The 12,390-nt window shown below is 66.4% G+C and carries 11 protein-coding genes; 3 read left to right on the top strand and 8 right to left on the bottom strand.

Annotated features, from left to right (window positions below):
* Positions 1-4: 4 nt before the first annotated feature.
* Positions 5-1,213 carry a cytochrome P450 gene (locus tag ABIA40_RS32550; RefSeq protein ID WP_404545364.1) on the bottom strand — a complete coding sequence of 403 codons (1,209 nt, stop codon included), beginning with the start codon at positions 1,211-1,213 and terminating at the stop codon, positions 5-7.
* An 83-nt stretch (positions 1,214-1,296) separates the two neighbouring features.
* On the opposite strand from ABIA40_RS32550, the gene ABIA40_RS32545 reads away from it, so the two are divergent.
* Positions 1,297-1,803, top strand: a complete 507-nt coding sequence (locus ABIA40_RS32545) for a MarR family winged helix-turn-helix transcriptional regulator (RefSeq protein ID WP_404545363.1) — start codon at positions 1,297-1,299, stop codon at positions 1,801-1,803.
* A 343-nt stretch (positions 1,804-2,146) separates the two neighbouring features.
* Here ABIA40_RS32545 and ABIA40_RS32540 read toward each other — a convergent pair whose 3' ends face one another.
* On the bottom strand, positions 2,147-3,994 hold the full coding sequence (locus ABIA40_RS32540) for a feruloyl-CoA synthase (protein ID WP_404545362.1): 1,848 nt from the start codon (positions 3,992-3,994) through the stop codon (positions 2,147-2,149).
* A 153-nt stretch (positions 3,995-4,147) separates the two neighbouring features.
* On the opposite strand from ABIA40_RS32540, the gene ABIA40_RS32535 reads away from it, so the two are divergent.
* Positions 4,148-4,654 carry a MarR family winged helix-turn-helix transcriptional regulator gene (locus ABIA40_RS32535; protein ID WP_338122808.1) on the top strand — a complete coding sequence of 169 codons (507 nt, stop codon included), beginning with the start codon at positions 4,148-4,150 and terminating at the stop codon, positions 4,652-4,654.
* 185 nt (positions 4,655-4,839) lie between these two features.
* A complete protein-coding gene (gene atzF, locus ABIA40_RS32530) occupies positions 4,840-6,648 on the top strand; it encodes an allophanate hydrolase (RefSeq protein ID WP_404545361.1) in 1,809 nt (602 codons plus the stop codon).
* A 111-nt stretch (positions 6,649-6,759) separates the two neighbouring features.
* On the opposite strand, the gene ABIA40_RS32525 is transcribed toward atzF, so the two are convergent.
* The 6 genes from ABIA40_RS32525 to ABIA40_RS32500 all read right to left on the bottom strand — a co-directional run bounded on the left by ABIA40_RS32525 (position 6,760) and on the right by ABIA40_RS32500 (position 12,265).
* A complete protein-coding gene (locus ABIA40_RS32525) occupies positions 6,760-7,482 on the bottom strand; it encodes a GntR family transcriptional regulator (protein ID WP_404545360.1) in 723 nt (240 codons plus the stop codon).
* Positions 7,479-7,874 carry an oxalurate catabolism protein HpxZ gene (gene hpxZ, locus ABIA40_RS32520; protein WP_157286601.1) on the bottom strand — a complete coding sequence of 132 codons (396 nt, stop codon included), beginning with the start codon at positions 7,872-7,874 and terminating at the stop codon, positions 7,479-7,481. The genes ABIA40_RS32525 and hpxZ overlap by 4 nt, the downstream gene beginning before the upstream one ends.
* A gap of 1 nt (position 7,875) precedes the next feature.
* The gene (locus ABIA40_RS32515; protein WP_404545358.1) at positions 7,876-9,270 is read right to left on the bottom strand and encodes an AtzE family amidohydrolase; all 1,395 of its coding nucleotides are present in this window, start codon (positions 9,268-9,270) and stop codon (positions 7,876-7,878) included.
* Between the two features lie 7 nt (positions 9,271-9,277).
* Complete coding sequence (locus ABIA40_RS32510; protein WP_035703495.1) at positions 9,278-9,457, bottom strand: DUF4089 domain-containing protein; 180 nt, start codon at positions 9,455-9,457, stop codon at positions 9,278-9,280.
* A gap of 26 nt (positions 9,458-9,483) precedes the next feature.
* The gene (locus ABIA40_RS32505; RefSeq protein WP_404545356.1) at positions 9,484-11,271 is read right to left on the bottom strand and encodes a dipeptide ABC transporter ATP-binding protein; all 1,788 of its coding nucleotides are present in this window, start codon (positions 11,269-11,271) and stop codon (positions 9,484-9,486) included.
* A 94-nt stretch (positions 11,272-11,365) separates the two neighbouring features.
* Positions 11,366-12,265 (bottom strand): ABC transporter permease, encoded by a 900-nt coding sequence (locus tag ABIA40_RS32500; protein WP_036020304.1) that lies wholly within the window; start codon positions 12,263-12,265, stop codon positions 11,366-11,368.
* Between the last annotated feature and the right edge of the window lie 125 nt (positions 12,266-12,390).

The following is a 12,390-nucleotide window of genomic DNA, read 5'->3' as shown; positions in this document are numbered from 1 at the left end:
CTCGTCAGGCCGGGGTGATCGTCACAGGCAGGCTGTCGAGCCCGCGCAGCGTGTTGTTGAAACGGCGCTTCGGCTCGCCCGTGATCTCGATTCTCGCGATGCGGCGCGCCAGCGCCGTCAGCATCACCTCGCCTTCGAGGCGGGCGACGAGCTGGCCGACGCACATGTGGATGCCGGAGCCGAAACCGACATGGCCGGAGGTGCGGCGGGTGATGTCGTACCTGTCGGGGGCATCCCAGCGCCGCGGATCGCGGTTGGCGGCGGCAAGGAACATCAGCACCTTCTCGCCCTCACCGATTCGCGCACCGGAGAGCTCGACCTCACGGGTGGTGGTGCGGAAGAAGGTCTGCACCGGGCTCTCGAAGCGCACTGCCTCCTCGAAGGCACCGCGCGCGAGCGTGAGGTCGTCGCGCAGTCGCTGCCATTGGTCGGGAAAGCGCGCGAGGCAATACACCGCAGCGCCGATGCCGTTGACTGTCGTGTCGAGTCCGGCCGACAGCAGCGAACGCACCAAGAGCGGCGCCTCAGTGGCCGTGATGGCGCCCTCTTCCACCTGCGCATGAATGCAGGCGCCGAAGCCGCCGGGTGCCAGGTTCTCGCGCTGGCACTGCTCGGCGACATAGGCCTGATGGGGCGCCGAGCGTTCAATCGCCTCCTGGCGCAGCTGGTTGGGCGGGCCGAACGCGTTGAATACCACGCTTGCGTAGGGAATCAGATGCTCGCGCCCTTCCGGTTTCAGGCCCAGCGCATCGGGAAAGATCGACAGCGGATAGGCCTCGGCAAGGTCGGTGATCGCGTCGAAGCTGCGCCGGTCGAGCAGCGCGTCGACCCGTTCCTCCGCCGCCGCGGCAAAACGGTCGCGCACCTGCTTCATCACGGTCGGCGACAACACTTTTGACAGGACGGCGCGGGTGCGGGTGTGCGCCGGCGGATCGGCCTCGAGGATCAGGCTCGGCGGTCGCCACGGCGCCTCCTTCTTGAAGTCGGAAAGGCCGACGCCGCGGCTGGAGCAGAAGGTCGCGGGATCGTTCAAGACGGCGTGGACCTCGGCATAGCGCGCCACGCCATAGACGTTCCACTTGTCGAGATAGACCACGGGGCCGGCTTCCCGCAGCAGCTCATGCGCCGGATAGGGGTCGGCAAAAAAGCTCATGTCGAAGGGGTCGACGTCGAGATGCGGGACGCCCGATCCCGCAGCACCGAATGCGGTCATGGAAGACCTCCCTCATTTTGATCTTGTGAAAGGGCGGCGCATGCCCTTAGGTCTTTGGGCCCGCCGCGAGTCAGAAACCCGATATGCCGCCGTCTTCGACCAGAGCCCGCCAGAAGCCCGCACCCAGTGATGCGGGGCCGACGCTCGATCTCGACCGTTACGTCCCGGCGTTCATCACCTTCATCGCCAACAAGCTGTCGAACAGCGCGACCGCGTTCTATCAGAAGCAATTCGGCGTCAACGTCACCGAATGGCGGATCATGTCGCTGCTGGCGATCGAACCCGGCATCCCGGCCTTGCGCATCTGCCACGTCATCGGCTTCGACAAGGGGCCGGTGAGCCGGACGCTTGCCGGCCTCGAAAAGCGCGGGCTGGTGTCGATCCGCACCGACCCGAACGACGGCCGCACCCACTCGATCTCGTTGACGGCAAGGGGCCGCGCCACCCATGACAAGGTGATCGTCGCTGCGTTCGAACGCGAGCGGCGGCTGTTGTCCTGCCTCAGCAAGGACGAGCGCGAGGTGCTGATCGATCTCTTGCGCCGGCTGCACGAGAACCTCGGTGCCGTGACGGACAGCAGCTACAGCTGACGCGTCGCGTCGCGTCGCGGAAGCACCTTGTCTTCCGGCATGCGTCGGCATTTGCCGACGGCACCATTCCTGCCGCGCATTGTTTCCTCCACGATCGGACGCAGCGGTTCCGCCCGCCGTCATCTCTGTCTAGAAGGGTTCGCACAAATTAGTTGCTTAGGCAACAAAAGATCGGCAAGATAATGCGGCAGGGTTGCTGAGGTATCCCACTCGTCATTCCCGGGCGCGCCTAGCGCGAACCCGGAATCCATCGTGCACTACCCTTGCGGTGAAATAGATTCCGGGCTCGCGCCAAGAGGCGCGCCCCGGAATGACAGCGGAATGTGGCGTCGCTAACTCGGCCTTACAATCCGATCCACTCCCCCGACGCATCATCGTTCAGCCGCGCCACCGCATCGGCGCGGCGCGTCAGCACGGCGCGCTGGTTGATGTAGCCTTTGTCGGTGATCTCGCCGCCGTCGACCGACGGTGGCTCGGCGAGCAGCAGCGCGCGGGTGGCGTGACCGGACGAGTTGGCGCTCTGCTGTTTCAGCTTCGCCAGACCCTGCGCGATGGCGCTGCGGACCTTGTCGTGCGCCAGCACGTCGCTGGCCGCCGCCGTTTCGGGCAGACCGGCATGGGCGCGGCACGCCACGACGTTCGGGAACACCAGGAAACGCACCTCGTCGCCGCCGTGACCGGCGACGACGATGTCCTGCGCCAGCGGCGCCAGCGCGGCGATGCCGGCAACGCGCAAGCCGCCGACGCTGACCCATGTGCCGGAATTGAGCTTGAAGTCTTCGGCAACGCGGCCGTCGAAGAACAGGCCGCGCTCGGGGCGCGCGCTATCGGCAAGTTTCACCGCATCTCCGATCAAGTAAAAGCCCTCCTCGTCGAACGCTTGCCTGGTCAGCTCCGGTGCCTTCCAATAGCCGGGCGTGACGTTGGGGCCGCGCACCCGCACCTCCAACTTGTCGCCGGAGGGGACGAGCTTCAGCTCGGTGCCGGGAATGGGCACGCCGATGTTGCCGGAGCGCTCGGCGAGGAAATGACAGTCGGTGGCGAGCGGTGAGGTTTCCGTCGAGCCCCAGGCCGAGACCATCGGCAGCTTGCGGCCGACCGTCTCGAGTGAGAGCTCTTCGAGAGCATCCCACAGATTCTGCGGCAGCGCGGCCCCGGCATAGAAGGCGAATTTCACCTCGCCGAAAAAGCGGCGGCGCAATTCCTCGTCGCTGCGCAGTGCCGCGATCAGCATGTCGAAGCCGCGCGGCACGTTGAAATAGACCGTCGGCATCACGCTTCTGAGGTTGGCGAGCGAGGTCGCGAACAGACCGGGCGCGGGCTTGCCGCCATCGATGTAGAGCGCGCCGCCGTTGCGCAGCACGAGGTTGAAATTGTGGTTGGCGCCGAAGGTGTGGCTCCAGGGCAGCCAATCGAGAATGACGAGATCGCGGCTCCGTTCGAGGAAGGTCCAGGTCTGCGCCTTGGCCTGCTGGCTCGACGTCAGCATGCGCTGGGTGTTGATGACGGCTTTCGGCGTGCCCGTCGAGCCCGAGGTGAACAGGAATTTTGCGATCGTATCAGGCGTCACCGCGGCGAAGGCTCTTGCGACATCAGGCGACTCGGGCGTTGCCGCAATGGCGTGGAACGCGAGCACCTCAGTGTCATCGGTATTGCCGCTGATGATGTGTGCGTTGTGCAGCGGCTTGATGGCGGCCAGCGCTGGCGCGAACGGCTGGAGCGCAGAGACGTAGATCGCGCCGGGATTGAGCAGCGCAATCATGCTCTTGAGCTTGTCGAAATCTTTTGACATCAGCGAATAGGCCGGCGAGATCGCCGCCGAGGGCACGCCGACATGCTGGGCGGCGAGCGCGAGCAGCGCATGATCGATGCTGTTGTCCGAGAGGATCGCGACGGGGCGATCCGCGCTGAGCCCTTGCGCCAGGATCCAGGACGCGGCGGCGCGCACCTTCCGCAGCGCCTGCGCATAGGTGACGGTGGTCCAGGGCATTTCGACATTGCCGCGCTCGGCCAGGAAGATCGCATCCGGCCTTTGCTGCGCCCATTGCTCCAGCCAATCGCCGGTGCAGCGCGCAGTCTCGCCGAGAGGCTCGGGCGAGCGCAGAACGATGCTGCCGTCGGGCCGATGCTCTGCGACGGTCCTTGGCGTTGCGAACAGGCCTGCAACTTCACCATGTGAGGCGACTGTCATGTGCTTCCTCCTCCATCCCGGTTTACAGGATCGGCCGCAGCCTCGTTCCGGGCTGCTTTGGCCTATAATGTTGGGCACGCCAATTGTTGTCGTCAACAACAATCTAGCGCCCTTGGCCCAAGGGCGCTAGGGTTGCGCGACAGGAGACACGATGTGACAGCCACAGCATCCCGGGCCGACGGCCGCCACGCCCCGCGCAAGCGCGCCGGCAACGGCGCAGCACCACGCGATGGTGCCGACGACGTTGGCCTCGACGCGCTGGTCGGCCATGCCGGCTATGCGGTACGGCGCTTCCAGATCTGGATCTTTCAGGACTTCATCAAGACGCTCGGCGAGGTCGACATCAGGCCGACGCAATATTCGGTGCTGACCGTGATCGGCGCCAATCCGGGCCTGTCGCAGATGGCGGTGGCAAAACGCCTCGGCATCGAGCGTGCCCGGCTGGTGCACCTGCTCGACAGCCTCGAACAGCGCAAGCTGGTGAAGCGGATCAAGTCGAAGCAGGACCGGCGTTCGCATGCGCTGCACCTCACTGCGCAGGGCGAGACGGCGCTTGAGAAGTTCAAGCGGCTCGCGGCCGAGCACGAGCGGCACGTCGAGGCGAAGATCGGCAAGGAGAACCGGGCACAGCTGCTCCGGATCCTTTCCGGCTTCACCTGATCCCGACTGCCCATGATTTGGGCAGATAGGTCACTGGGGCGACCGGCCGGGCGCCGGCCGAAATGTCCCCCAAGCCACTGATCGCACGATAGGATCCGGCACGATCATCCTGCCCGGATTCTGTACACAATGGCACATCGCTTGCTTCACTCCGGGCGAAGACGAATTGCCGGAGTTTTGCCGCCATGGGGGCCGAGCAGCCTGAAACGATCGCCGCGATTGTGGCCGCGAACCGCGCGGGCCGGCTTTCGCCGGCAGAGACCGTCGCGCGGACCTATCGGCGCATCCGCGATTACGACGATCCCGCCGTGTTCATCAGCCTGCGCGAAGAGAAGGACGCGATCGCGGAAGCGGAGAAGCTCGCGGCCCGGGCGGATGCTGCCAGCCTGCCGCTTTACGGCGTGCCGGTCGCGGTGAAGGACAATATCGACGCGCTGGGCTTCCCTACCACCGCCGCCTGCCCGGCTTTCTCCTACACGCCCACGCACGACTCGACCGCCGTCGAGCGCCTGCGCGTGGCCGGGGCGATCATCATCGGCAAGACCAATCTCGACCAGTTCGCGACCGGCCTCGTCGGCGTCCGCTCGCCCTACGGCGTCCCCAGGAATTCGATCCGCGAGGATCTCATTCCCGGCGGCTCGAGCTCGGGCTCGGCCACCGCGGTCGGCGCCGGGCTGGTGCCGCTGTCGCTCGGCACGGATACCGCCGGCTCGGGCCGCGTGCCGGCGATGCTCAACAACATCGTCGGGCTGAAGCCGAGCCTCGGCATGATCTCGACCGCAGGCCTGGTGCCGGCCTGCCGCACGCTCGACTGCATCTCGGTGTTCGCACTGACGGTGGACGATGCCGCGCTTGCGCTGTCGGTGATGGCCGGGGGAGACCAAGCCGATCCATTCTCGCGCGACCGGCCGCTCGGCGCCATCACGCCGATGCCGGCAAACCTGCGCCTGGGTGTGCCGCGCAACGGCCAGCTGATCTTCTTCGGCGACAAGAAAGCGGAAGCCGCCTACAGCGATGCGCTGAAGCGATGGACCGCGCTTGGGGCAACGCTGGTCGAGTTCGACCTCGAGCCGTTCTATGAGACGGCGCGGCTGCTCTATGAGGGTCCCTGGGTCGCCGAGCGTTACCTCGTGATCAAGAACCTGCTGGCGTCCGCGCCTGACGCGATCCACCCCGTTACCCGCGAGATCACCGCGGCCGGCGCGCGGCTCACGGCCGCGGAAACCTTCTCCGCGCTCTACCGCCTGCAGGGTCTGCGCAAGATCGCAGAGCGCACGTTCGCCAACATCGATGCGCTGGTGCTGCCGACGGCGCCGACGGCCTATACGACCGCGCAGGTGCTGGCCAATCCGATCGAGCTCAACAGCCGGCTCGGCACCTACACCAATTTCGTCAACCTGCTCGACCTCTGCGGCCTCGCCGTGCCGGCTGCGATGCGCAGCGACGGCATTCCGTTCGGCATCACGCTGCTGGCGCCCGCAGGGCGCGATGCGCTGCTGGCCAGCATCGGACGGGTGTTCCATGCCGATACCAAACTGACGGTCGGCGCGAAGGGTGTGGCACAGGCCCCGCTCGCGCCACTGCCCGCAAGCAATGGCGATGAAATCCCGATTGCGGTGGTCGGCGCGCATCTCACCGGCATGGCGCTGAACGGGGAATTGACCGCGCTGAATGGCAAGCTGGTCGAGGCGACGAAAACCGCGCCCGACTACAAGCTCTATGCGCTCAAGACGACGCCGCCGAAGCCCGGCATGCTGCGCGTCGAGACCGGCACGGGCGCGGCGATCGAGCTGGAGATCTGGTCGCTGTCGTCGTCCGCCTTCGGCAAGTTCGTCAACGCGATCCCCGCGCCGATGGCGATCGGCACAATCAGGCTCGCCGACGGACGCAGCGTGAAGGGATTCCTCGTCGAGCCGGAAGTGCTGGGCGATGCGCGGGACATCACGGCGTATGGTGGATGGCGAAAATTTATGATGGAAGCTGCGAAGGCGTAGCTCTCGTAGGGTGGGCAAAGCGAAGCGTGCCCACCATCATCGTCAATTTGGAGAGACGGTGGGCACGGCGCTTCGCGCCTTTGCCCACCCTACGACACCGAGCGTGTCGTCCTACACCGACACCGCGTAGATCTCGTACTCTCCGCGCACCAGCTCGATATGCGCGCGCATGGCGGCGGCGGCGCCCTGCTTGTCGCCGCGCATGATGGCGACGACGACGCGGTCGTGCTCGGCTTGCGACTTGGCGAGGCGGCCGAGGTTGCGGAACTGGGCGCGGCGGAACGGCTGCACGCGGACGCGGGTCGCGAGCGTGATCTCGGCGATGTAGCCATTCTGCGAGCCGGCATAGATCGCGTTGTGGAAGCGCTCGTTGACCTCGTGGAAACGCTCGGGATTGCCGGTGTAGCTCAGCACCCGCAGCTCCTCGTGGACGGCTTCCAGGCCATGACGCTCGGCCGCCGACATGCGTTCGGCGGCAAGGCCCGCGCACAACGCCTCGAGTTCCGCCATCGCTTCGAACATGCCTTTCAGCCGCTCGATGGATGGCTGCGCCACCACGGCGCCGCGATGCGGTCGCGCCTCGACGAGGCCGCTCGCCACCAATTGCCGCAGCGCTTCGCGCACCGGCGTGCGCGAGACGTTGAAGCGCCGCGCGATATCGGTCTCGTCCAGCGGCGAGCCCGGCGCCAGCGTTCCGCGCACGATCTCGTCGGCAAGCTGCAGCCGCAGCTCCTCGGCGCGCGTGACCTTCAGCAGCGACGGCGATGCACGGTCGACGCGCGGCACCACCGGCTCGGCCGGCAATACGCCCTGCGGAAGATCATCAAGCGTCATACGGTCTCTTTCGGCTCCTCGATGATGCTGACATGAGCGGCGACGACGCGCCAGCCCTCCGGGAAACGTATCCACGTCTGCATCTGTCGGCCGACCTTGCCGGGAGCCGTGTCGCGATAGAACAAGGTGGACGCCACGGCCGTGTCGCGGCCATAGCTGGTGATCACGGTTTTGGCGGTGCGGCGGTTCAGCCCGACCGGCGAACGGCCGGCGCGGAAACCGGAGATTGCCTCGTAGCCATAGAGGTTCTCGCCGATGCCGTAGCGCAAGGTGCGCGGGTCGTTGCGGAAGAGCTCGCCGAGCACGGCGACGTCGTTGCTGACGAGGGCTTGCTCATAGCGCTCGAACGCGGCTTTGACTTCCGCGATCACGTCGGGGAGATCGATCTGCATCTTAGAACCCTCTCGGCGCGGGCGCAGCGACGACGCCCATCTTCTCCAATGCGTGCGCGACGCGCAGCGCGATGTCCTCGCGCCAGGGCGCACAAATGATCTGCACGCCGATCGGCAGCGGCTCGAGCGGCACGGGAACCGCGACCACCGGCAGCCCGATGAAGGATATCGGCTGGGTGTGGATGCCGATATTGGCGCGCACCGGCAGCTCGACGCCGTCGAGATTGAAATTGACCTGTCCGAGTTTTGGCGCGGTGCAGGGCGTTGCGGGTGCCAGCAGAACATCGACCGATTTGAAGATCTCGGTGAGTTGCGCACGATACCAGCGACGGAATTTCTGGGCGCGATCGACCAGCGGCGCCGGAACCATGGCGCCCGCGATCAGCCGGTCGCGCACCGCCGGGTCGAAATCGCCAGGGCGCTTGCGCAGGCGATCGAGATGGAGCGAAGCGCCTTCGGTGGTGGTGATGACATAGGCGGCGGCGCGGGCGCGCGAGGCTTCGGGAACATCCACCACTTTCGTTGCGCCCAGCGCTTTGGCGACGCGGCTGACGGCTTCGACCGCTTCCGGAAACACGTTCTTCTGGAAGTGGCCGCCGGCGATCGCAACGCGCAAGCCCGAGATGGACTCATCGAGCAGCGGCGTGACGGGCTCTGGCCCGCGCGTGGTGCAGGCGCCGTCGGCTGCGTCCGGACCCTGCATCGCGTCATAGGCGAGCGCGAGATCGGCGACGGAGCGCGCAAACGGGCCGAGATGATCGAGGCTCGCCACGAACGGGAACGAGCGCGCACGTGACAGCCGGCCATAGGTCGGCTTCAGGCCGAAGATGCCGCAGAAGGAGGACGGCACGCGGATCGAGCCGTTGGTGTCGGAGCCGAGCGCGATCGGCACCAGCGCGCCGCCGACGGCGCTGCCCGAGCCGCCGGAGGAGCCGCCGCTCATCCGCGTGGTGTCATGCGGATTGCGCGAGGGTCCGTCATGGATGTTCTCGCCCGTGAAATCGTAGGCGTATTCGCCCATGTTGAGCGCACCGACGAGAACGGCGCCGGCCGCCTCCATCCGCTCGATCAAGGTCGCATCGCGCTTGGCGGGCGCGAGGTCCCGGTTGATCTTCGAGCCGGCGCGCGTTGGAAGGCCCGCGACATCGAACAGGTTCTTGACGGCGAAGGGTACGCCGGCGAGCGGACCGACTTTCCTGCCCGCGGCGATGTCGGCATCGATCGCGCGCGCTTTCGCGCGGGCGCGTTCGGCGGTGACGTCGGTGAAGGAATTGAGGATGCGGTCATGCTGCGCGATGCGGGCGAGCGCAGCTTCGGTGGCAGCGAGCGCGGTCATCTTGCGCCCCGCAACCGCACTCGCGATCTCGGAGGCCGTCATCTCTGGCTTGGTGGTCATGGCAGCATCAGGCCGTGAAGATCGGCGCCGGCTCGGTCTCGTCCGGCAGCGCGAATTCGTCGACCATGCGGCCAAGCCGCAGCGAGACCTCGAGGTTGGCGCGAACGGCAGGCCGCCAGGCCTCCTCGATCGGCAGCGCCAGCGCCTTCGATACGGCGTCGATATAGTCGTCCAGGGGTTCGGCCATCACGCTCTCAAGCAATCCGTGCGGTCTTAGTGTATCGGCAACGGCGGATGCGGGATCGCCGTCAACAGCTCCTTGGTGTAGTCGTCCCTGGGATCGCCGAGAACCTGCTCGGAAGAGCCCTCCTCGACGATCCGTCCCGTCCGCATCACAATGACACGATCGCACAACAAGCGCACCACGTTCAAATCATGCGAGACGAACAGATAGCTCATACCTAGCCGCGCCTTGAGGTCCTGCAGCAGGTTGAGGACGACGGCCTGCACGGAGACGTCCAGCGCCGCGGTCGGCTCGTCCAGGATGACGAGCTTGGGATGCAGCGCGATCGCCCGGGCGATGCCGACGCGGGCCTTCTGGCCGCCGGACAATTGGTGCGGGAAGCGGTCGAGCAGATTGTGCGGCAGGCCGACCATGGTGGCAAGTTCCTCGCAGCGGGCGCGGAGCGCGTCGCCACCCCTGATATCGCCAAGCTGCATGATCGGGTCGGCGATCGCGCGCGCGGCGGTGAAGCGCGGGTTGAGGCTGTCGGTCGGGTCCTGGAACACCATCTGGATGCGGCTGCGCTGCGGCAGCCGGGCGAAGGCGGCAGGCTGAATGCCGCCGATGTCCTCGCCGTCGAACTGGATCAGGCCGGAGGTCTGGTCGAGCAGACGCATCACCATCATCGACGTGGTCGATTTGCCGCAGCCGGACTCGCCGACGAGACCGACGCTCTCGCCATGGCCGATCACAAAGCTGATGCCGTCGACGGCGCGGAACACGTCCGGCTCCACAGCCGGCTTGCGGCCGAACAGCTTGCCGAGCACGGCGGTCGCGCCCTGACGGGGATATTCCTTGACGAGCTTTTCAACGCGGAGGAGGAGCGTCTTCTCCCTCTCCCCGCTTGCACCGCTCTGCTCCCTCTCCCCGTCCTTCACGGGGAGAGGGCTGGGGTGAGGGGCAGCCTCGGCGAGCTCGACTCGTGGAGAGTCCCCCTCACCCGCCAGAGTCTCCTCCTCCGGCAGCAAGTCTCTCAGCGACACCCCGAGCCGCGGCGTCGCGCGCATCAGCTTCTTGGTGTAGGGGTGCTGAGGGTTGGCAAAAATGTCGGCAGCCGTGGCGGTCTCGACGACGCGGCCCTTCTCCATGACGACGACGCGGTCGCAATAGGCGGCAGCCAACCCGAGATCGTGCGTGATCAGGATGGTCGACATCGCGCGGCGTTTCGTCAGCTCGACGATCAGGTCCATCACCGCCTTCTGCGTGGTGACATCCAATCCGGTCGTCGGCTCGTCCGCGATGAGCAGCTGCGGATTGCAGGCCAGCGCGAGCGCGATGACGACGCGCTGGCACATGCCGCCCGACAGCTCGAACGGATAGGCGTGATAGCGCTCGCGCGGGCGGGCGATCTTGACCTGCTCCAGCGCCTCGATCGCCTTCTCGCCGTGATCTGCGACCTGGGCCTGCTGCACATGGGTGCGCAGGACGTCCTCGATCTGGTCGCCGACTTTGCGGATCGGGTTCAGCGCGGCGCGCGGGTTCTGGAAGATCATCGAGACTTCGCGGCCGCGCAGATCGCGCATCTCGTCTTCGGTCGCCGCCTTGACGTCGATGCCGGAGAACATCACCGAGCCCTCGGCGATCTTGCCGGCGCGATCGAGGATGCGCATCACCGCGTAGGATGTCACCGACTTGCCGGAGCCGGACTCGCCGACGATGGCCAGCGTCTCGCCCTTGGCCACGGAGATGTTGACGTGCTGCACCGCCCTGACGATGCCCCGGCGGGTGGTGAATTCGACCGTGAGATCCTGGACGTCGAGCAGGGGCTGGGCGGTCATGGACGGCTCCCGTCACTCAAACATTCGAAAACAACCCCATGCACAGTAGAACTGCGACTGAAATCATTGGAGAATTTCCGACGGACGCCTGCCATCACGTCCTCCGCTGGGGGTCGACGATGTCGCGCAGGCCGTCGCCGAGGAGGTTGAAGCAGAACACGGCAATCATCAGGGCAAGCCCGGGGAACAGCGCGATCCACCATTCGCCCGACACCATGAAGCCTGCGCCTTCGGCGACCATGATGCCCCATTCGGCGGTCGGCGGACGGACGCCGAGGCCGATGAAGGACAGGCCTGCGGCATTGAGGATGGCGTAGCCCATGGTCAGCGACATCTGCACGATCATGATCGGCATGATGTTCGGCAGGATGTGCACCAGGAGGATGCGGAACTCGCCGTTACCTGAGAGACGCGCGGCCTGCACGAAGCCGGCATTGCGGCGGACATTGGCCTCGGCGCGCGCGACGCGGGCATAGAGCGGGAAGTTGACGATCGCGGTGGCCAGGATGATGTTCTGCACGGTGTTGCCGAGCGCGGCGACGATGCCCATCGCCAGCACGAACAGCGGGAAGGCCATGATGGTGTCGGCGATGCGGCCGACGATGCGGTCGGTCCAGCCGCCGAAATAGCCGGCCGCGATGCCGGCAAGGCCGCCCATCAGGAACACCAGCGCGACCGAGGCGATCGCGATGAAGAAGTCGAGGCGCGTGGCGACGATGACGCGGCTGAAGATGTCGCGCCCCAGCTGGTCGGTGCCGAACCAGTGCGCCGCCGACGGCGGCTTCAGCGCGGCGGCGGTGTCCGAAGCGAGCGGGTCGTACGGCACCACGTAAGGGCCGAACAGCGCGGCGAACACGATGATCAGGAGCAGCGCAAAGGCGAAGCCCGTGACCTTGTTCTCGCCGAGGACATAGCGTGTCTGTTCAAGGATCGCGACGAGGCCTGACGTGCGGGCGGGGCCGACAGGTTCAACAGCAGGCGCAACGGAGCTCATTGTTCACTCCTAGTGCTTCATGACGAGCTGGGAGTTGACTTCACCTCTCCCGCTTGCGGGAGAGGTCGGCGCAACGCGCCGGGAGAGGGCTCTCGCCTCTTGGGGGTTCTCGACCGCGGATACAC

The organism is Bradyrhizobium sp. USDA 223, assembly GCF_044909005.1.
Lineage (GTDB): Bacteria > Pseudomonadota > Alphaproteobacteria > Rhizobiales > Xanthobacteraceae > Bradyrhizobium > Bradyrhizobium yuanmingense.
Note: the sequence above shows the minus strand (reverse complement) of the source record. Positions and strands in the feature narration are given on the sequence as shown.